General features: G+C 71.8%; 21 protein-coding genes. 15 read left to right on the top strand and 6 right to left on the bottom strand.

The features are described 5' to 3' along the window. The first annotated feature begins 176 nt into the window (after positions 1 to 176). Positions 177 to 833, top strand: a complete 657-nt coding sequence (locus tag ACVHNB_RS35630; protein WP_456226759.1) for an ATP-binding protein — start codon at positions 177 to 179, stop codon at positions 831 to 833. A gap of 3 nt (positions 834 to 836) precedes the next feature. Here the strand turns inward: ACVHNB_RS35630 and ACVHNB_RS35625 are convergent, their stop codons facing one another. The 3 genes from ACVHNB_RS35625 to ACVHNB_RS35615 form a co-directional block, all read right to left on the bottom strand. Then, complete coding sequence (locus tag ACVHNB_RS35625) at positions 837 to 1,763, bottom strand: restriction endonuclease (protein ID WP_456226758.1); 927 nt, start codon at positions 1,761 to 1,763, stop codon at positions 837 to 839. Between the two features lie 97 nt (positions 1,764 to 1,860). Beyond that, on the bottom strand, positions 1,861 to 2,895 hold the full coding sequence (locus tag ACVHNB_RS35620; RefSeq protein WP_456226757.1) for an SEC-C domain-containing protein: 1,035 nt from the start codon (positions 2,893 to 2,895) through the stop codon (positions 1,861 to 1,863). Positions 2,896 to 2,994: 99 nt separating this feature from the next. After that, positions 2,995 to 3,447, bottom strand: coding sequence for a DUF3592 domain-containing protein (locus ACVHNB_RS35615; protein ID WP_428954449.1), 453 nt, complete (start codon positions 3,445 to 3,447; stop codon positions 2,995 to 2,997). Positions 3,448 to 3,538: 91 nt separating this feature from the next. Between ACVHNB_RS35615 and ACVHNB_RS35610 the strand changes: the two genes are divergently transcribed. The 3 genes from ACVHNB_RS35610 to ACVHNB_RS35600 are packed head-to-tail and all read left to right on the top strand — an operon-like array spanning position 3,539 to position 6,119. Next, positions 3,539 to 4,366, top strand: a complete 828-nt coding sequence (locus ACVHNB_RS35610; RefSeq protein ID WP_428954450.1) for a class E sortase — start codon at positions 3,539 to 3,541, stop codon at positions 4,364 to 4,366. 11 nt (positions 4,367 to 4,377) lie between these two features. Next, positions 4,378 to 4,584 (top strand): DUF3311 domain-containing protein, encoded by a 207-nt coding sequence (locus ACVHNB_RS35605; protein WP_428954451.1) that lies wholly within the window; start codon positions 4,378 to 4,380, stop codon positions 4,582 to 4,584. Continuing rightward, complete coding sequence (locus tag ACVHNB_RS35600) at positions 4,581 to 6,119, top strand: sodium:solute symporter family protein (RefSeq protein WP_456226756.1); 1,539 nt, start codon at positions 4,581 to 4,583, stop codon at positions 6,117 to 6,119. Before ACVHNB_RS35605 ends, ACVHNB_RS35600 begins: the two co-directional genes overlap by 4 nt. A 579-nt stretch (positions 6,120 to 6,698) precedes the next feature. On the opposite strand, the gene ACVHNB_RS35595 is transcribed toward ACVHNB_RS35600, so the two are convergent. Further along, a complete protein-coding gene (locus tag ACVHNB_RS35595; protein WP_456226755.1) occupies positions 6,699 to 8,123 on the bottom strand; it encodes an MFS transporter in 1,425 nt (474 codons plus the stop codon). A gap of 113 nt (positions 8,124 to 8,236) precedes the next feature. Here ACVHNB_RS35595 and ACVHNB_RS35590 point away from each other — a divergent pair, with 113 nt between their 5' ends. The 5 genes from ACVHNB_RS35590 (at position 8,237) to ACVHNB_RS35570 (ending at position 12,945) form a co-directional block, all read left to right on the top strand. Next, entirely contained in the window at positions 8,237 to 8,764 is a 528-nt protein-coding gene (locus ACVHNB_RS35590; RefSeq protein WP_428954454.1) for a winged helix-turn-helix transcriptional regulator, read from the top strand. Positions 8,765 to 8,815: 51 nt separating this feature from the next. Beyond that, entirely contained in the window at positions 8,816 to 9,133 is a 318-nt protein-coding gene (locus tag ACVHNB_RS35585) for a DUF6412 domain-containing protein (RefSeq protein WP_456226754.1), read from the top strand. A gap of 88 nt (positions 9,134 to 9,221) precedes the next feature. Then, positions 9,222 to 9,989 (top strand): YidC/Oxa1 family membrane protein insertase, encoded by a 768-nt coding sequence (locus tag ACVHNB_RS35580; RefSeq protein ID WP_456226753.1) that lies wholly within the window; start codon positions 9,222 to 9,224, stop codon positions 9,987 to 9,989. 134 nt (positions 9,990 to 10,123) lie between these two features. Continuing rightward, positions 10,124 to 10,981 (top strand): fumarylacetoacetate hydrolase family protein, encoded by an 858-nt coding sequence (locus ACVHNB_RS35575; RefSeq protein ID WP_456226752.1) that lies wholly within the window; start codon positions 10,124 to 10,126, stop codon positions 10,979 to 10,981. 542 nt (positions 10,982 to 11,523) lie between these two features. Next, positions 11,524 to 12,945 (top strand): choice-of-anchor A family protein, encoded by a 1,422-nt coding sequence (locus ACVHNB_RS35570; protein WP_456226751.1) that lies wholly within the window; start codon positions 11,524 to 11,526, stop codon positions 12,943 to 12,945. On the opposite strand, the gene ACVHNB_RS35565 is transcribed toward ACVHNB_RS35570, so the two are convergent. After that, a complete protein-coding gene (locus ACVHNB_RS35565) occupies positions 12,929 to 13,408 on the bottom strand; it encodes a heme-degrading domain-containing protein (protein WP_428954459.1) in 480 nt (159 codons plus the stop codon). The two genes, ACVHNB_RS35570 and ACVHNB_RS35565, sit on opposite strands and share 17 nt — an antisense overlap. Then, positions 13,405 to 14,487, bottom strand: a complete 1,083-nt coding sequence (locus ACVHNB_RS35560) for a Gfo/Idh/MocA family oxidoreductase (RefSeq protein ID WP_428954460.1) — start codon at positions 14,485 to 14,487, stop codon at positions 13,405 to 13,407. Before ACVHNB_RS35560 ends, ACVHNB_RS35565 begins: the two co-directional genes overlap by 4 nt. Between ACVHNB_RS35560 and ACVHNB_RS35555 the strand changes: the two genes are divergently transcribed. The 6 genes from ACVHNB_RS35555 to ACVHNB_RS35530 all read left to right on the top strand — a co-directional run bounded on the left by ACVHNB_RS35555 (position 14,486) and on the right by ACVHNB_RS35530 (position 19,711). After that, entirely contained in the window at positions 14,486 to 15,682 is a 1,197-nt protein-coding gene (locus ACVHNB_RS35555) for an ROK family transcriptional regulator (protein WP_428954461.1), read from the top strand. The two genes, ACVHNB_RS35560 and ACVHNB_RS35555, sit on opposite strands and share 2 nt — an antisense overlap. Positions 15,683 to 15,832: 150 nt before the next feature. Continuing rightward, on the top strand, positions 15,833 to 16,654 hold the full coding sequence (locus ACVHNB_RS35550; RefSeq protein ID WP_456226750.1) for a hypothetical protein: 822 nt from the start codon (positions 15,833 to 15,835) through the stop codon (positions 16,652 to 16,654). A gap of 66 nt (positions 16,655 to 16,720) precedes the next feature. Beyond that, a complete protein-coding gene (locus ACVHNB_RS35545) occupies positions 16,721 to 17,488 on the top strand; it encodes a GntR family transcriptional regulator (protein WP_428954463.1) in 768 nt (255 codons plus the stop codon). A 147-nt stretch (positions 17,489 to 17,635) separates the two neighbouring features. After that, a complete protein-coding gene (locus ACVHNB_RS35540; protein WP_428957789.1) occupies positions 17,636 to 17,761 on the top strand; it encodes a hypothetical protein in 126 nt (41 codons plus the stop codon). Further along, entirely contained in the window at positions 17,758 to 18,846 is a 1,089-nt protein-coding gene (locus ACVHNB_RS35535) for an ABC transporter ATP-binding protein (protein ID WP_428954464.1), read from the top strand. Before ACVHNB_RS35540 ends, ACVHNB_RS35535 begins: the two co-directional genes overlap by 4 nt. Further along, positions 18,839 to 19,711 carry a 2-aminoethylphosphonate ABC transporter permease subunit gene (locus ACVHNB_RS35530; protein ID WP_428954465.1) on the top strand — a complete coding sequence of 291 codons (873 nt, stop codon included), beginning with the start codon at positions 18,839 to 18,841 and terminating at the stop codon, positions 19,709 to 19,711. The genes ACVHNB_RS35535 and ACVHNB_RS35530 overlap by 8 nt, the downstream gene beginning before the upstream one ends. The last annotated feature ends 14 nt before the right edge of the window (positions 19,712 to 19,725 follow it).

Here is a 19,725-nt window from a genome sequence, read left to right as displayed (position 1 = left end):
GGTGCGCGCTTGCCAATCACACGAAGGTGGGAATCCCGTCGTGCAAATTGCAAGAAGGGATACTCAGAGGTCACGCTTGAGCCAAGCGCGGACTGTGAAGACATGCGTGAACTCTCATGCCGGCGCTGTGAGTTGTGACCGCTGGTGGCAGTGATCCTCTAAGGGAGGAAGAGTCCTTGACCGCATCGCACTGTGTGCTCCGCAAGCCCTGGGACCTAGCGTTCGTTGCCGAACCTAGAGAGCTGCCAGCGCTACGCCGCATCACGCGACTTCATCTGAGGTACTGGGGGCTGCAGCACCTGATTGAGGATGCTGAGCTGTGCGTGACAGAGTTGGTCGCCAATGTCATTTCGCACGTTGGCTTGGGAACTCCCGCCGCTCTCGCTCTCTCGATGAATGGTGCCTTCTTGCGCATCGAGGTTGAGGACCCAGATTTGAGGGCGTTGCCGACGCTCCTTGAGGCCGCCGATGATGTGGAGGCTGGCCGTGGAGTGAAGATTGTGGCCGCGGTGACTGACCGTTGGGGCGTGCTCCTCAAGGCCGATCGCAAGGTGACCTGGTGTGAGTTGAAGGCCTGCCTTGAGGAGCCTGGCGGTCACGTGGCTGACGTGTCCGTCCATCGCGCGGAATCTCTGCTCGGTCTCTATGAAGAGGGCGAGATTCTACGGACAGGCCTCATGCAGCCAGCTGTTAGCCAGCGCGGAGTGGCGAGCAAACAGACGGCGATTGAGGTGATCGCTGACCTTCTGGGATGGGCGTGTGCCCACGGGCATGACCCTGGCGAGGTGTTGGACCGCGCGCAGGACTACTTTGAGGCCGCCACCACCTACTAGGGACTAGATTTGAGCGTCCTCTGGGGCTTCTGAATGGAACTCGTCGCCTTCCCGCCAAATGGAGTGGATCGACATGGCTGCGCAGAGGTCGCGCAAGTCCTTTCGTGGGCGACCGGGAGTCAATATGGCCAATGTGGGAACCGGTGAGATGAAGCGTCGATAGTCGTAAAGCTGCCCTATCGCCATGCGCACGGCTTCCCGTGTGGTGGTCCCCTTTGCCTCGACCAGCGTATTCGACGTGTAATCGAAGAGGTCGGTGAGGAGAGCGTTCACTTCGCCTGCTGGGTAGAGGCGCTTACGGCCGACACGGTGCCCACGCGCTCGCAAGTGCGCACCGTAAGCATGTACGAGGGGGGACTCGCGACGGATGGCCGGGCTCGGCAGGCGTAGCTCTGGCAGCGCAGACTGTTCCGTCCGGTGCGTCTCAAGCGCGATGTCTTCGGCCGTTGACTGTGCAATGGGCGTATGGGCAAGATGCGGCTCGTGAGACTGCGGCGTGAAACGAGGCACCAGTCGAAACATGATGACCGTACGCATGACGCCGTTTTCGCCCCGAGATTCGGCTAGATACCAAGGCCGGTCCTTGTCTAGCTCGAACTCTCCTCTGAGCTCAGTTACGCCACGCTTGATGTACTCGAAGAGGTAGATTGCGCGCCCGTTTTTCGCGTGCTCCAGAATCTCCTTGTTTCCAAGGGTCATGGTCTGGTCGTCGCTCTTACCTTCACCGCAATAGTGGTACAGGCCGTCATTGCCCCAGCCGTCGTTGTACCCGTATTGCTGGCCTCGGGAGTGATTGGTGAAGAGGAAGATGTAGGGCTCTGACTTTGGATAAGAGATACCGGTTTGACGGTTTCCCCCGTACTGCTCGTGGAGATGGACGCGTCGCACCGCATCTCCGACGGCGAGTCTCGATATCTCTATGTCCAACATCCGCTCCTGGGATCGCTGTTGACGATGTGGCGTGGGTCAACAGCGTAAGTGCCGGAGGCGCTGAGGGAGGCGGAATTTCACGCTCCAGCGGCTCTACCTACTCCCCGTGGCACGCCGAGTACGTGGATCCCGACCCGCACCAACAAGCCGCCCCCGCCTCCGGCGGCCACTCCACCGCCCGCCCCCGCGCGGCCAGCGTCGTCGCGTACTGGGGGAGCAGGGACGTCTCGGTCGGGGAGGAGGCTTCTGATGCTGCGAAGGCCTCGTAGGAGGGGACCGTGCCCGTGACGATGCCCAGGTTGCCCGTGCCGGAGGCCGAGAGTTCGCGCAGCGATGCCTCTATCGACGACAAGTGGGCTTCGTAGGAGGGGTATTCGGTGGACAGGGTCGGGTACGCCGCCAGGAGTTCCGCGTATTCCGTCGACGGCCAGTGGAGGACCGCCACCGGGAAGGGGCGGGAGAGGGCCTCGCGGTAGGTGCCCAGTTCGGCGCGGAGGCGGTCGATCTCGGCGCGGAGTTCGGCCGGGTTGTTCGAGCCGAGGGCCCACAGGCGCTTCGGGTCGTGGAGTTCGTCGAGGGAGACCGGGGTGCGGTTGACCCGGTCGGCCAGGGCGTCCCAGAGGTCGTGGTCCGCGCCGAGCAGGCGGCGGACGCGGTGGCGGCCCAGGACGAGGGGGTGTTTGGGGTACGGGAGGTCGCCGGATTCGCGCTCCGCCTCCGGGACCAGGAGTTCCAGCGCCTCGGTGAACGTCTCGTGGGCCTGTTCCAGCTCGTCGTGGGACTCGAGGGACTCGGCCACGATCACCCAGGGCGCCGGATCCCGCGGGGCCGTCGTGCGCAGGCCCGTGATGATCGCCCGGGCCTCGGCCTCGTGGCCGTACTCCCAGAGGTTCGCCGCCTTGAGCGCGCGGATCAGGGCGGGGTCGTGTACGTCCGATGAGGCCAGCAGGGCGTCGTAATGGGCCGTGGCGCGGTCGCGGGCGTCCGCCAGCTCGTAGTGGGCCGCGGCCTGGAGGAGCAGCGCTTCCGCGTCCTCGGGGTACATGGCCGCCGTGCGTTCCAGGCGCTCGGCTTCCGCTACGTGGTCGGCGTGCTCGTTCTCGGCGGGCGTGGCAGGCGTGTCGGGGCGCATGGAGGACACCGTACTGCCGGACGGCCCGGGTGGGACCGTCACTGTCGGGCAGTGCCGCCGGCGGCGTCCGGGGCCGGCCCGGTGGGAGGGGGCCCGTGGTCAGTAGCGCCAGCTCACGCGGTCCCTGACCTCGTTCAGGACGTACGCGAGCCGCCAGATCACCACGACGAGCGTGCCCGCCCACAGCGTCATGCCCGCGCACACGCCCACGACGGCCTGCCGGTGGCGGGCGTCGGTGTCGAGCGCGGCCAGTTCCGGATGGGCCGGGTCGAAGCGGATCCGGACCCGGGCGCCCTCCGGCAGGGCGCGGGCCGGGGCGTCGTCGGGCAGCGCTTGTTCGTGCGGGGTGCCGTCGGCGGCGGTCCAGGACACGACCGGGTGCAAAGTCGCGTACGTCGCCTCGCGCGAGGCCACGTGGCCGGTGACCGTCGCCTCCACCACCGTGCCGGTGCTGCGGCGCAGGATCTCCGTGACCAGCTGCACGGCGGACCCCGCCGTCACGGCGAGTCCGGCGACGAACGGGATCAGGGCCAGCAGCCACAGAGCGCTCATGGGCCTCACCGTAGCCGCGTACCGCCGCGCGCCCGGGCCCAATCGTGGCGTGGGCCTGGTCAGTTGAAGCGCCGCGATCTATCTTGCGCGCGTGCTGCAACGTACGCGGACGGACAGCAGGCCCCAGGTCGTGGCGCAGGGGCGCCGGGCCCGGCCGACGGCCGCCCGCGTCCTGTGGAGCGGCGCCGAGGCCGCCGTCACCGTCGGGGTCGTGCTGCTCCTGCTCGTCGTGCATCAGCTGTGGTGGACCAATCGGCAGGCCAAGGCCGACGCCGGGCACAAGGTGCAGGCCCTGGAGCGCGAGTGGCAGCAGACCCCCGCCCCAGAGTCCCCGGCGACCGACGACCCCGCCGTCACCGATGACACCGATGAGACTGAGAACGGCGATGACGGCGGCGCCCCGAGTGCTGACAGCGCCCACGGCTCCGGCGGTACCGGTTCCCGGGCGCCCGCGCCTCAGCCCCGCTGGGACCAGGCCTACGCCATCCTGTCCATCCCGCGCCTCGGCGTGCGCGCGCCCGTCGCGCAGGGCGTCAGCAAGGCGAACGTCCTCAACCACGGATACGTCGGCCACTACCCCGGTACCGCCCAGCCCGGCCGGGCCGGGAACTTCGCGCTCGCCGGGCACCGCAACACGCACGGTGAACCCTTCCGGTACATCAACCGGCTGCGCCGCGGCGACACCCTCACCGTCGAGACGAAGAGCGCCACTTACACGTACGTCGTCGACAAGGGCCTGTCCCAGACGTCCGCCGGCGACGGGGGCGTCATCAACCCCGTGCCGCGCAGCCGGGTCGTGCCGTCCGCCGGGTACGACGATCCCGGGTACTACATCACCCTCACCACCTGCACCCCCGAGTACACGTCCAAGTACCGGCTGGTGGTGTGGGGGAAGCTCAGCCGTATGACGCCCCGATAGTCTCGTCGTCCGTGATCAAACGACGGCCCCATCTGCTCTGGCTCCTCGTGCCCTTCGTGCTGTACATCGGCGCGCTCCCGTTCGTGAACCGCGTCGAGCCCGTGCTGCTCGGGCTGCCGTTCCTGTTCGTGTGGCTGCTGGCCGCGACCCTGCTCACGCCCGTCGCCGTATGGCTGACCTGGCGCGGGGACCGGAAGATGCGCGAGGCCCGCCGATGAGCGACGGAGCCGTTGCCAGCACGCTCTTCGGGGCCTTCATGGTCGTCACCCTCGCGCTCGGGCTGCTCGCCGTGCGCGGCAAGGGGAAGGGCGGCGGGCTCGCCGAGTGGTCCGTGGGCGGGCGGTCGCTCGGGGCGGTGTTCATCTGGGTGCTGATGGCGGGGGAGGGGTACACCAGCTTCAGCTATCTGGGGGCCGCCGGGTGGGGGTACACCTTCGGGGCGCCGGTGCTGTACGTCGTCGCCTACATGTCGTGCGGATACGCCGTCGGCTACGTCGTCGGGCCGATGCTGTGGGCGTACGCGCGCCGGCACGGGCTCGTCAGCATCACCGACATGATCGCCCACCGGTACCGGCGGCCGTGGCTCGGCGCCGCCGTCGCCGTGCTCGTCACCGTGTTCCTGCTGCCGTACATCCAGTTGCAGATCACGGGGATGGGCGTCGTCGTGTCGACGATCTCCTACGGTGCCATCAGCCTCAACTGGGCCTATTTCATCGGGTTCGCCGTCACCACCGTCTTCGTCGTGGTGAGCGGGCTGCGCGGCAGCGCCTGGGTGTCCGTGCTGAAGGACCTCCTCGTCATCGTCACGCTCGCCTTCCTCGCCGTGTACGTGCCGCTGCACTACTTCGACGGGTACGGGGACTTCCTCGGGCGGCTCGTCGACGAGAAGAGCGCCTGGCTGACGCTGCCGGGCAGTGGCGGGAGCCCGTACGGGGAAGGGTGGTTCGCGACGACCACCTTCCTGAACGCGCTCACCGTCGTCATCTTCCCGACCACCGTCGCCGGGTACCTCGGTGCGCGCAGTGCGGACGGGCTGCGGCGCAACGCGATGTGGCTGCCCGCCTACAACGTCCTTCTCTTCGTGCCGATGCTGCTCGGCATGGCGGCGCTGTTCGTCGTGCCGGGGCTGACCGGGGCGGAGTCGAACCTCGCGCTCCTCAAGCTCGTGGTCGACTCGCTGCCGGCCTGGGCCGTGGGGATCATCGGGGTCGCGGCCGCGCTGTCGTCGATCGTTCCCATGGCCGTGTTCATGCTGGTCATCGGGACGATGTGGGGAAGCAGCGTGATGTCGCTCGTGCCGCGGTGGCGGGGGGCGTCCAGTGCGGCGTCCCGGGCTCAGAAGGCGGGGTCGCAGGTCGTGGTCGTCGTGGCCGGGTCGGTCGCGCTGGTGTTGACGTATGCGGCTCCCAACACGCTGGTGCGGCTCTCCCTCATCTCGTACGAGGGGATGGCTCAGCTTGTGCCGATGTTGCTGGTGGGGTTGCTGTGGAGGCGGCTGAGTTTTGTGGGGGCGCTGAGTGGGCTGGTCGTGGGGGTGGGGGTCGTGTGCGGGCTTGTGTTCAGCGGGCGGGATCCGGTGTTCGGGGTGAATGCGGGGATTGTTGCGCTTGCGGTGAATCTTGCGGTGACGCTCGTGGTGACGTATTTGTGTGCGGCTGATCGGGATGAGCGGGCGGATGGGGATGTGCTGGCGTGGGACCCGGTTGAGGGTGCGCCCGGCGGCAGGGCTGGTGCCGGTGCGTCTGCCGGGTGAGTGTGGGTTGGCGGGTGCGGGTCTCGTCGTGGCTGGTCGCGCAGTTCCCCGCGCCCCTGGGGGGCCTGCCTTCGGCGGCCCTTGCGCCTGAGCGTGTGCCGGGCTGGGGTGTGGGGCGGCTGATGGTGGGTGGTGGGTTGCTCGCGCAGTTCCCCGCGCCCCTGGGGGGCCTGCCTTCGGCGGCCTTGTGGGGAGCGTCTGCTGGGTTGGGGTGCCGTTGCCGGCCACCGGGCGGTGGGGGCTGGTCGCGCAGTTCCCCGCGCCCCTGGAGGCCCGCGGCTTCGCCGCGCCTCCCGGAGGCGGTGCGCACTTCGTGCGGCGCCTCCTGCGGGAGATGGCGCGCGCCGCGCAGGCCTCCTGCCAGAGACGACGCATGCCGCCCAGAACCTGCCCCTGAGACGGCGCACGCCGGCCAGCATCTCCCGCCTGTGATGGCGCGCGCCGCGCAGGCGCCTCCCGTCCGAGATGGCGCACCCCACGCAGCACTCTCAGTCTGAGATGGCGCACGCAGTGCGCATCTCAGGGGCGCGGGGAACTGCGCGACCGGCCACGACGCAACCCGCACTCGGCGATGGACCCTCACGCCCCCGGACGTGACGAACGGGGCTCGCCCAGGGTGAGCAAGAGAGCCGCCGCCGCGAGCGCCAGCGCGCCGGAGACGATCAGGGCCGTGTTCGTGCCGGTGTCCAGGGCGTGGCGGGACGTGCCCGTCGACGTGGACACCGCGATCATCAGGGCCACACCCGCCGCCGAACCGATGTACCGGGCCGTGTTGTTCGCGCCCGAGCCCATCGCGGCGCGTCCGGGTGGGACGGACTCGACGGCGAGGAGGGGCAGCGCGGCGTTGAGGAGGCCGCTGCCGATGCCGGAGAGCAGCAGGCCGGGCAGCAGCCGCGGCCAGTGGCCGGAGCCCGCCGCGCCCAGCATCGTGCCGACGGCCAGCGCGTGCAGGACGAAGCCGACGACGAGTTGGTGGCGCGGGGAGACCCGTCCGTGCAGGCGCCGGGACTGGAGGGCGACCAGGAACGACGTACCGGACCAGAGCACGAACAGGCCCGCCGTGCCCATCGGGGTCACGCCCATCGTGCGCTGGACGAGCGTCGGGACGTAGCTGAAGAGGGCGATGACCGACAGCCCGGTGAACAGGCCGCCCGCCGTGGAGGCCAGGAAGAGCGGGCGGCGCAGCAGGGAGAGGTCGAGCATCGGGGTCGCACTGCGGCGTTCCAGCGCGACGAAGGCCGCCAGGAGGGCGGCCGCCGCCAGCAGCAGTACGCCGATGGGCGCGCGCAGCCAGCCGTCGCGGCCCAGCGTGAGCGCGGCAAGCAGGGCGACGAGCGCGAGGCCGAGGGTGAGGGCGCCGGGCAGGTCGGGGCGGCCGCCGCGCGGGGACCGGGACTCGGTCAGGGACCTGGGGGCGAGGGCCGCGACGACGAGGGCGGCCGCGCCCAGGACGGCGTACGACCAGCGCCAGTCGGCGAGCTGGGCGACCCCGCCCGCCGCGACCGGGCCGAGCGCGATGCCGCCGCTGACGAACGCGCCCCACACGCCGGTGGCCCTGATCCGGCCCGCCGGGGTCGGGAACGCGTGCACCAGCAGGCCCAGGCTCGCGGCGATGATCGCGGCCGACGCGGCGCCCTGCGCGATCCGGGCGAGCGTGAAGAGCAGGGTGGTGGGGGCGAAGGCGCCGAGGACCGTCGTGAGGCCGAGGGCGAAGGTGCCCCCTACGAAGGCGCGGCGGCGGCCGTAGTCGTCGGCGAGGGTGCCCGCGACGAGGAGCAGCGCGGCGAGGCCGAGCGGGGTGCCGTTCAGCAGCCAGGCCTGGGAGGACAGAGCCGTGTGCAGCGACGCGGCCGTGTCGCCGAGCGTGATCATCGGCGCGGTGTACGTCATCAGGGCCACCGCGGTCGCCGCGCTCGTGACGGCCAGGGCGGCGGCCGGCCGCGGCGCCGACGGAGCGGGTGCCGCGGGGGCCTGTAGGGGGGCGGGGCGTACGGGCTGGGACATGGTTCGGCCGTCCAGAGGATGGGTTCAGTGAATGAACTCTGAGTGCGGGACGACCGTAGCATGGTTGGTTCGTTCATTGAACCTTTGGGCTGACGAGTGGTTACAGTGGGGGCATGGCTCTCGGCAAGGACTACGCGGCACAGGAGTGCTCCATCGCCCGCGCGCTGGAGATCGTCGGCGAACGCTGGACGCTCCTCGTCGTGCGCGACGCGCTCTACGGAGTGCGCCGCTACAACGACTTCCTCGTGCACCTCGGCATCCCGCGCGCCGTCCTCGCCTCCCGCCTGCAGGCCCTCACGGCCGCGGGCGTGCTCGAAAAGCGCCGCTACCAGGAGTCGCCGCCGCGCGACGAGTACGTCGTCACCGAGCGCGGGCGCGAGCTGTGGCCCGTGCTGCGCGCGCTCGGCGCCTGGGGCCGGGGCATCCCCGGCACCGCGCCGATGCGTGAGTTCCGCCACGCCCCCTGCGGCACCGCGCTCGGCATCGCGGGGGAGTGCCCGAGCTGCGGCGGCCCCGTGGCCTTGGAGGAGGTCGAGATGCTGCCCGGCGCCGGACTCGACCCGGACCCCGCCGATCCGGTCAGCCGCGCGCTGCTCGCACCCCGCCGCCTCCTTCAGCCCGTCGTGACCGAGCCTGTATAACTGGCAGGGACCGGACATCCGGACACGACGAGGGAAGGAGGAGAGCACGCCATGGCACGGACCCACGGCTGGACCGCGACCGTACGGCCCGCCGCGCTGCTGCTGCTCCTCCTGATCCAGTCCGTCCTCGTCGACACCGGCAGCCTCGCCGGGGCCGTCGCCCTCGCCGCGACCGCCGCCGCGGGCTCCGCCCTCGCCGCGTGCGCCCTGCTCGCCGCCCGCTGCGCGCCGGCCGTGCCGCGCCACCGGGTCCGCACCGCGATGCGCGACCGCGAGCAGCGCACCGCGTTCTTGCCGCAACGCGATCCCGACGCGTCGGGACGCACCAGGCCCCGAGCGCCGGGCCGTCCCGTCCCGACGGCCTGCTGACACCGAGTCCTTCCGCACCGGGTCCGCAGTCCGTCATGCCGAAACCCCCTGACGTTTCCGGCTGACGAGACCCCCGGAGGGCTCACCCATGTCGTGGTTCATGTCCGTTTTCGCGAGCCTGGTCGCGCACCTCGCCGACCTGCTCCAGCCGCTCTTCCACGCCTCGGCCACGGCCGCGGCGATCATCCTGTTCACCGCGTTCGTACGCCTCCTCGTCCACCCCCTGTCGCGCGCCGGGGCCCGCGGCCAGCGCGACCGGCTCAAGCTGCAGCCGCGCATCGCCGAGCTGCGCAAGAAGCACAAGAAGAATCCCGAGGCGCTACAGAAGGCGATCATGGAACTGCACCGCGAGGAGAAGGTCTCCCCGCTCTCGGGCTGCCTGCCCATGCTGTTCCAGATGCCGGCGTTCTTCCTGCTCTACCACCTGTTCTCCAGCAAGAGCATCGGCGGCGACCCCAACGCCCTGCTCGGCCACACCCTGGGCGCCGCCCCGCTCGGCGGGAACTTCAAGGACGCGCTCGCGCACGGCGGGCTGTTCGGGGCGCAGGGCCTCGTCTACGTCGCCCTGTTCGTGCTCGTCGCGGCCGTGGCCACCTTCAACTACCGGCGGACGAAGCGGCAGATGGCCCTCTCGGCCGCCGCGACGCCCGCCACCGACCAGCCGCAGGTCCCGGGCATGGCGACGATGACCAAGTACATGCCGCTGATGTCGTTCATGACGCTGTTCTCGGTGGCCGTGGTACCGCTCGCCGCCGCGCTGTACGTCGTCACGTCGACGACGTGGAGCGCGGTCGAGCGGGCCGTCCTGTACCGCGACATGCCGTACGGGGCGGCGGCCGCGGCACCCGCGGTCTGACCGGTCGGTCCGGTCCAGTCCGTGAACGGGGTATTGCGGACTGGACGCCGAACTTGGAGGATCGACCAGACCTCCGATGGTTGAAGGCCGCACCTCGCCAGGGAGGCTCCTCCTAGATCAGAGGGAGTTACACCATGAAGCTGCTGCGAGTCGGTCCGGCCGGAGCCGAGCGCCCCGCGCTCCTGGACGCCGAGGGTGCCCTGCGCGACCTGTCCGGTCTGGTGCCGGACGTCGACGGGGCGCTGCTCGCGGACGACGCGGCGCTCGACCGGGTCCGCGCCGCCGACGCATCGGGCGAGCTGCCCGTACTCGACGCGGCGGGGCTGCGCATCGGCCCGCCGGTGGCCCGGATCGGCAAGGTCGTGTGCATCGGTCTGAACTACCACGACCACGCCGCCGAGACCGGTGCCGAGCCGCCCGCCGAGCCCGTCGTCTTCTTCAAGGCGGCGGACACGGTGGTCGGGCCGGACGACACGGTGCTCGTGCCGCGCGGCTCCACCAAGACCGACTGGGAGGTGGAGCTGGCCGTGGTCATCGGACGTACGGCCCGCTATGTCGAGTCCCAGGAGGCGGCGCTCGCCTGTGTCGCCGGGTACGCGGTCGCGCACGACGTATCGGAGCGCGAGTTCCAGATCGAGCGCGGAGGCACCTGGGACAAGGGCAAGAACTGCGAGACGTTCAACCCGCTCGGCCCGTGGCTGGTGACCGCCGACGAGGTCGCCGACCCCCAGGCGCTCGGCCTGAAGCTCTGGGTCAACGGCGAGCTCAAGCAGGACGGCACCACCGCCGAGCAGATCTTCCCGGTGGCCGAAGTGGTGCGCTACGTCAGCCAGTTCATGACGCTGTACCCCGGTGACGTGATCAACACCGGTACTCCGGCGGGTGTGGCCATGGGGCAGCCCGAGCCGAAGCCGTACCTTCGCGCCGGGGACGTCGTGGAGCTGGAGATCGAGGGGCTCGGGCGGCAGCGGCAGGAACTCAAGGGGGCGTAGGCGCTCCGCTGGGGGGCGGGGGGATCGCCTGTGCGCCGTTGGGGGTGTGTGGTGCGTTGGCGGGTGCGGCGTCGTCGTGGCTTGTCGCGCAGTTCCCCGCGCCCCTGGGATGCGCACTTCGTGCGGCATCTTCGGGGGCGGCAGCGGCGGGAACTCATGGGGGCGTAGGCGCTCCGCTGGGGGGCGGGGGGATCGCCTGTGCGCCGTTGGGGTTGTGTGGTGTGTTGGCGGGTGCGGCGTCGTCGTGGCTTGTCGCGCAGTTCCCCGCGCCCCTGGGATGCGCACTTCGTGCGGCATCTTCGGGGGCGGCAGCGGCGGGAACTCAGGGGGGCGTAGGCGCTCCGCTGGGGGCGGGGGGATCGCCTGTGCGCTGTTGGGGTTGTGTGGTGTGTTGGTGGGTGCGGCGTCGTCGTGGCTTGTCGCGCAGTTCCCCGCGCCCCTGGGATGCGCACTTCGTGCGGCATCTTCGGGGGCGCCTCCGTTCGGGGGCGCCCCTCGCGTGTCTGCCGGGGGTTGAGGTGGGTTTTTCCCATAGTGCGCCTATGGGAAAAACCCGCGCAGTCACCGTGGCCGCCGCAGTGGCCCTGACCGTCGGCGTCGTCGCAGGCGTCGCCCACGCCGATCCGCTGCCCGGCGGGCTCGGGCCCTGCAAGGGGAGCAACTGTCCGGACGCGTACCCGGACCCGAACAACGGGACCCCGACCGGCCGCGACAACAACATCAACGTCTTCGTCGGCGGCGACATGCTCGTGCGCCGCTCCGCCGCGGAGGCCGAGGGCAAGGTCGTCGTCCTCGGGAACTTCGACCAGGACAAGGACGCCGGGGTCTCGCAGGTCTACAACGTGGGCGTCGCGGGCGTCGGCTCACGGGTCCCGCCGGACGACGGCACCGACTTCCTCACCGTCGGCGGGAACGTGTCGGTCGGCTCGGGTGAGCGCCTCCTGGTCGAGGACGCCAGCGCCACCGGCGACGTGCGGTACGGGGGCACGCTGACCGGCACCGTCGAGACGGAGAAGATCGCCGACCCCGACGCGGCCGCGCCGTACAAGGCCCTGCGGCAGCAGCTCACCGACGCCAGCCACTGCTACGCGTACGTCGGCGCCGCGCACCGCCCGGCCACCGGCACCGCCGTCAACGACGGCAGCACCACCGTCTTCACCGGCGACGGCAGCTCCCCGATCCAGGTCTTCGACGTCGACTTCGACATGATCAGCCGTAGCGGCGGCCAGGAAGGCTTCCGGTTCGACGGCATCCCCGCCGGGGCCACCGTCCTCGTCAACATCTACGGGGACGCGCGGGAGATCAGCACGTACGAGGGGCTGCTCCCCGCGGAGCTGCGCAACAGGCTGCTGTGGAACTTCCCCGACGCGACGGACGTGACGCTCAGCGGCGCCGCGCAGTTCTCCGGAAGCACCCTGGTGGGCAACCCCGCGAGCACGACGACGGTGACCATGTCCGGGTTCAACGGGCGCTTCTACACGGCTGGTTCGCTCACCCACGCGTCGTCGGCCGGAGGCGGCGGAGGCCAGGAGTTCCACGCCTACCCCTTCGAAGGGGACCTGCCGACGTGCGACGACACCCCGTCGCCCACTCCCACGGTCACGCCGACCCCTACGCCGACGGACTCGCCCACGCCCACTCCTACGCCGACGGACTCGCCGACGCCCACACCGACCCCCACGGACTCGCCCACTCCCACACCGACCCCCACACCCACCCCCACGCCGAGTCCTACCGACAGCACTCCGGGGACGACCGGTGGCGGCGACAACGGCGGCTCCACGGGCGGGAGTTCGGGCGGCGGGACCGGTGACACCGGCGGCACCGGCGGCGAGCTCGCCGAGACCGGCGCGTCGGCCGAGGGCGGTGTCGTGCTGGGCTCGATCGCCGCGGCCACCGCGGCGGCGGGCGCGGCGATCGTCCTCGTGGCCCGCAGGCAACGGGCGGTCAGCGGCCGGCGGTGAACCGCTCCAGGGCCTCGACGACCAGCGCGTGGTCCTCGATCTGCGGCAGGCCCGAGACCACGACGACGCCCACGACTCCCGCTCCCCGTACGGAGAGCGGGAAGGCGCCGCCGTGCGCGGCGTAGGTGTCCGGGTCGAGGCGCGAGGAGTCCTCGAACGTCGTGCCCTTGGCCCGGAACCGGCTGCCGACCAGGTAGGACGAGGCCTGGTAGCGCTCCACGACGCGGCGCTTGCGGGCGATCCACGCGTCGTTGTCCGGCGTCGAGCCGGGCAGCGCCGCGTGGAACAGCTGCTGGCCGCCGCGCGTGATGTCGATCGCCACCGGCGCCCGGCGCTCACGGGCCAGCTCGACGAGCAGCGAGCCCAGCCGCCAGGCGTCGTCGTACGTGAAGGAGTCCAGCACGAGCCGGCGCTCCTGCTCCTCCAGCTCGGGGACGCCAGGGGCTTCCTGAGGGTTCGTCACAGCGTCACCGTCACACCGTCGCGGGCCGAGCGGCGGGCCGCCTCCAGCACGTCGAGCGCGGCGGCGGCCTGCGTGGCGGGCACCGGGTTCGGGGCGCCGTCGCGCAGGGCCGCGGCGATCGCGGCGTAGTACGCGGGGTAGTCGCCGTCGACCGTGGGCAGCGGGCGGCCGCCGCCGGTCAGCGGGGACTCGCCGGAGCCGACCCGGCCCCACATCGACTCGCACTCCACACCCCACGGCTCGCCGGCCTCGGGGCGCTTGCCGTCGCGCAGGGCGGCCTCCTGCGGGTCCAGGCCGTACTTCACGAAGCCCGCCCGGGAGCCCAGGACGCGGAAGCGCGGGCCGAGCTGGGCCGTGGTCGCGGAGACGTACAGGTGCGAGCGCACCTTGTTCGCGTGGGTGATCGCGATGAACGTGTCGTCGTCGGCCTCGGCGCCCGCGCGGCGCACGTCCGACTCCGCGTACACGGACACGGCCGGGCCGAACAGCGCCAGCGCCTGGTCGACGACATGGCTGCCGAGGTCGTAGAGGAGACCGCCGATCTCCTCCGGGTTCCCCGACTCGCGCCAGCCGCCCTTGGGCTGCGGGCGCCAGCGCTCGAAGCGCGACTCGAAGCGCCAGACGTCGCCCAGCTCGCCGTCCGCGAGCAGCTTCTGCAGGGTGAGGAAGTCGTTGTCCCAGCGGCGGTTCTGGAAGACGGACAGCAGCAGGCCGCGCTCGTCGGCGAGGCCCGCGAGCTCGCGGGCCTCGGCCGCCGTGCCCGCCACCGGCTTGTCGACGACGACGGGCAGGCCCGCCTTGAGGGCGGCCGTCGCGAGCGGTACGTGCGTCTTGTTCGGGGAGGCGATGACGATCAGGTCCAGCTCGTCGGCCCGCTCCCACAGCTCGTCGGGGGAGGCCGCGAACCGGAGGCCGTCGCCGTGCTCGGCACGGGCCTGGGCCTGCCGCTCCGGGTTCGAGGTGACGACCGTGTCGAGGGCCAGACCCTCGGTCGCGGCGATCAGCGGGGCGTGGAAGACGGAGCCCGCCAGGCCGTAGCCGACGAGGCCCACCGTGAGCGGGGAGCTGTTACCAGTCATGCCTCCACTTAAGCAACGGTGTTGCCAAAGTGCAAGCGCGGGGGACAATGGACCGGTGAACACGCATGCACGGCCCACCGCGGGCGTGAACCTGACCGCTCTGCGCGGGCACAACGCCGCGCTCGTGCTCGACCTGCTGCGCACCGCGGGCGAGGCGGGCATCAGCCGCCTCGAACTGGCCGAGCGCACGGGCCTGACCCCGCAGGCCGTCAGCAAGATCACGGCCCGGCTGCGCGGCGACGGGCTCGTCGTCGAGGCCGGGCGGCGGGCCTCCACCGGCGGCAAGCCGCGCACCGTCCTGCGGCTGGTCGCCGGCGCCGGGCACGCGGTCGGCCTGCACCTGGACCGCGACGAGCTGCGCATCGTCCTGACCGACCTGTCCGGCACCGTCGTCGCGGCCCGGCGCGCCCCGCTCGATCTGGGCGCCGGCTCCGACGCGGTCCTGACCGCCGCGGCCCGCGAGGTGGACGAGCTGGTCGACGGCGGCTCCGCGCTCGGCGTCGGCGTCGCCGTGCCCGGACCGCTCGACCACGCCGACGGGGTGCTGCACCGGGTCACCGGGTTCCCGCAGTGGGACGGGTTCCCGCTGCGCGCCGCGCTCGCCGAGCGGCTCGGGCTCCCGGTCGTCGTCGACAAGGACACGAACGCGGCGGCCCTCGGCCTCGCCCTCGAAGGCGCGGCGGGCGACGGCGAGCGGTCCTTCGCCTACCTCCACCTCGGCACCGGGCTCGGCGCGGGGCTGGTGCTCGGCGGCGTGCTCCATCGCGGCGCGCGCACCGGGGCAGGCGAATTCGGCCACCAGGTCATCCAGTTGGACGGCCCGGAGTGCGGCTGCGGCAACCGCGGCTGCATCGAGGCGCTCTGCCTCGCCGCCGTCACGGACGGCGCGCTCGACGAGGCCGCGCGGGTGCTCGGCGAGGGCGCGGGGAACCTGGTGAGCCTGCTCGACATCGACGCCGTCCTGCTCGGCGGCCGGACCGTCTTCGCCGCCGAGGAGCGGTTCGTCCGAGGCGTGGCCAAAGTGCTCGACGCCCGTGCGCGGCGCGAGGGCGGCGGGCCGGCGATACCGGTGCGGGCCGCGCCCGGTGGCGCCACCCTCGTCGTCGAAGGCGCCGCGCAGCTGATCCTGGCGCCCCTGTTCGGGCGCGGGAAGGCGACCGTCCCCGCCCATCGTCATGAACAGAAAATGATCTGATCGGGGGGACTTCGGGGCGCATCGGGCCGTGGCGCGGCCGTCGCGTCGCGCGCGCGTGGCAGATTCCTGGGCCACGACCACCGGGGCCCGTGGGTCCGCGCTGGTCGTCGACCGGATCCGCGACCGACCCGCGACCAGCAAAGGCCCTGCATGCGACTGCGCCGCCCGATCGTCCTCGGCCTCACCGCCGCCGCCCTCGCCCTCGCCCCGGCGGGCCCCGCCCCGGCGGCGGACGGGCTCCTGCCCGGCCGGGCGTGCGCGGCGAGCTGCGGCGCGGCGGCCGGGGCGGACGCCAGGGCGCGCGACGCGGGCCCGGCCGCCCCCGTCCGGGAGCCCGTCTGCGAAATCTCCCCCGACAGCGGCGACTTCCCGATCGACACCGAGATCCACAAGGGGCCGAACGACTACCACCCCGGCGGCGGGTACGGGCGCTGGTCGCTCGATCTGACCAACACGACCACCTCCGCCTGCAGCGCCGTCCACCCGGTCCTCGTCTTCGTCGACCGGCAGCGGTCGTTGCGGCCCCGGCAGATCCAGCTGGAGTTCGACGACGGCACGCGCTGGCGTCCGGTGCGGTTCGAGGAGACCGGCCGGCACGAGCACGTGGGCGTCTTCGACGACGGCTTCCCGGGCTTCTCGGTCGGCCCCGGCGAGACGGTCACCGTGCAGGTCCGGCTCGCGTTCACCTCCGACACCCGGCCCGACCACGTCGTCGTCGACGCCGCGCTCGTGCAGCGCCGGGACGACGACGGCGACTGGGTGGGGGAGTCCGACGACTACCCCTTCGACATCGTCCCGGACGAGGGCGGCGACGGGTACGGGGACCGCCCCGGCTCCGGCCTCCCGGGGCAGCTCGCCAGGACGGGACCGGGCGGCGCACTGCTCGGACTCGGGGCCACCTCCGTCGCCCTGCTCCTCGGCGGCGTCGCCCTCATGGCCGGATCCCGCCGCCTGCGCCCCGGCCGGCGCTGACCCCGGCGCCCGGCCCGCACCACGTCCCGCCCCGGGGCGTTCACCGGCGTCTGCGACCATCCCTGCGTGGACTACCCGAACGACCAGGCACCCGGCGCCCCCGTGCGCGACGGCATCCCCGAGCACGGCCGCATCCCGAAGTACTACGCGGTGAAGGCCCGGCTCAGCACCCTCATCGGGGAGCTGGCCGGCGGTGAGACGCTCCCCACCGAGCGCGACCTCGCCGTCCGCTACGAGGTCTCGCGGGAGACCGTGCGGCAGGCCCTGCGCGAGCTGCTGCTCGAAGGACGGCTGCGGCGCCAGGGCCGGGGCACGGTCGTCGCGGGCCCCAAGCTGGAACAGCCCCTCTCCCTCGCCTCGTACACCGAGGGCGTACGCCGCCAGGGCAGGCGGCCGGGCCGCAACCTCATCGGCCTCGACCGCTTCCCGTGCCCGCCCGCGCTCGCCGCCGAGATCGGCCTGGAGCGCGGCGAGCCCGTCTGGCACATGGAGCGCGTCCTGCTCGCCGACGACGAGCGGGTCGGCCTGGAGTCCACGTACGTGGCCGTCGCACGGATGCCGCGCCTCGACACCGACTTCGACCCCGACTCGTCCTTCTACTCGTACGTCCACGAACGCCTCGGCATCGACTTCGGCTCGGCCGACGAACGCATCGAGACGGTGCTCGCGACGCCGCGCGAGGCCCTGCTCATCGGGACACCGCCCGCCCTGCCGATGCTGCTGATCCACCGCGTCTCGTACGACACCGGGGGCCGGGCCACCGAGCGCGTGCGGACGCTTTACCGCGGGGACCGGTTCTCGTTCACCACGCGTTTGGGCGGCGACGAGCGGTAAATACGCATATCTCGCTGTCAGTTGACTCTCCACGACTCACGTCGATAACGAGAGCGTAACGGGTCTAGGCCAACCTTGGGTGGCCGTTCACCGTCCCGTTGGTGCCCGGACCCCTGCGGGACACCCGCCCCAAGGAGCGTTGCCGCCGTGAGAGTCATCGTCGTAGGAGCCGGCGTGGTGGGCACCACGCACGCCCGGCACGCAGAGCAATGCGGCCGCGAGGTCGTGCCGACCGAACAGACCGCCGACGAGCAGGACCGGTGGGAAAGGTGACCGACCCGATACCCGACCCCCGCAGCGGCATCCGGTTCGACCGGGTCTCCGTCGCCTACGGCGGGAACACCGTCCTCGACTCCCTCGACCTGACCGTCGAACCGGGCGAGGTGATGGCCCTCCTCGGGCCCTCCGGCTCCGGCAAGACGACGGCCCTGCGCGCGGTCGCCGGATTCGTACGGCCCGCCGCCGGGCGCGTCCTCATCGGCGGGCGCGACGTCACCGGCCTGCCGCCGCACCGGCGCGGCATCGGCATGGTCGTGCAGCAGTACGCCCTGTTCCCGCACATGAGGGTCGAGGACAACGTCGCCTTCGGGATGCGCGCGCAGAAGGTGCCGAAGGGCGAGATCCCGGCGCGCGTCGCCGAGGCGCTGGACCTGACCGGCATGGCGGCCTACGCCAAGCGGTACCCGCGCGAACTCTCCGGCGGACAGCAGCAGCGCGTCGCCATCGCCCGCGCGCTCGCCATCCGCCCCGGCGTCCTGCTTCTCGACGAGCCGCTGTCCGCGCTCGACGCACAGCTCAGGTCCGGCATGCTGGCCGAACTGGCACGCCTGCACCGCGAGTTGCCCGACGTCTCCATCCTCTACGTCACCCACGACCAGGTCGAGGCGCTCACCCTGGCCGACCGGATCGCCGTCATGGACAAGGCACGGCTGCAGGACGTGGGCACGCCCCAGGACCTGTACCGCAGGCCGCGCACCGAGTTCACCGCCTCGTTCGTCGGCAACGCCAACCTCCTTCCGGTCACCGTCGGTTCCGGCGCCGTCTCCTTCGGACAGGCCGAGCTCGAGGTGCCCACCGGCGACGTCGCGCCCGGCGTCACGGCCACCCTGTGCGTGCGCCCGCACCTCGTCGGACTCGGCGACGGCCCCAACTCCCTGACGGGCGAGGTCGCCGAGGTCCAGTGGCGCGGCTCGACGCACCGGCTCTACGTCGACGTGGACGGGCACCGCGTCAAGGCCGACCTGCGCGAACTGAGGGAGCCGCCCGCCCTGGGCGAGCGGGTCACCGTGCACTTCGCGCCCCAGGACGCGGTGCTGCTGGCCGCCGAAGTCGCCGCGGGGGTGAGCAAGGATGGCTAGCGCCGCCCTCGCCACGCCGGCCGGGACCGTCACCACGTCGCGCCGCATCGCGGGCGGCTGGGTGTGGGCGGTACCGCCGGTCGCCGCCCTCGCCGTCGTCTTCCTCTACCCCCTCGGCCTCGTCGTCCAGCAGTCCCTCCGGCCCGACACCGGCGGCACGTCGATCGAGCCGTACGCCGATGTGTTCGCCTCGTCCGCGTTCCGCGAGGCGCTCGGCACCACGGTGTGGCTCGCCGTCGGCTCGACCGTCGGCTGCCTCGTCCTCGGGTTCGTGCTCGCGCTGGTCATCGCGTTCGTGCCGTTCCCCGGCGGGAAGGCCGTCGCCAAGTTCATCGACGTGTTCCTGTCCTTCCCGTCCTTCCTCATCACGCTCGCCCTGCTCTTCGTCTACGGGCAGGTCGGCATGGCCAACGGGCTGTGGACGGACGTGACGGGCGCCGCCACCGGCCCCTTCCAGTTCCTGACCACGCCCTGGGGCGTCCTGCTCGCCGAGGTCACGTACTTCACGCCGTTCGTGATGCGGCCGCTGCTCGCCGCGTTCTCCCAGGTCGACACGGCTCAGCTGGAGGTCGCCTCGTCGCTGGGCGCGCGGCCCGCGCGGATCGTGCGGCAGGTCATCCTGCCCGAGGCGCTGCCCGCGCTGGCCGCTGGCGGTTCGCTGGTCCTCGTCATGTGCCTGAACGAGTTCGGCATCGTGCTGTTCACCGGGGCCAAGGGGGTCACGACGCTTCCGATGCTCGTGTACAGCAAGGCGATCCTGGAGTCCGACTATCCGGGGGCCTGCGTCGTGGCCGTGGTCAACGTCCTCATATCCGTCGGCCTCTACGGGCTCTACCGGGTGGTGAGCCGTCGTGCCGGCGCGTGAGTGTTCCTTGTCCG

The sequence above is a fragment of the Streptomyces sp. YJ-C3 genome (assembly GCF_053891275.1).
The sequence above is the reverse complement of the archived record's forward strand: the minus strand, read 5'-3'. Positions and strand labels throughout refer to the sequence as shown.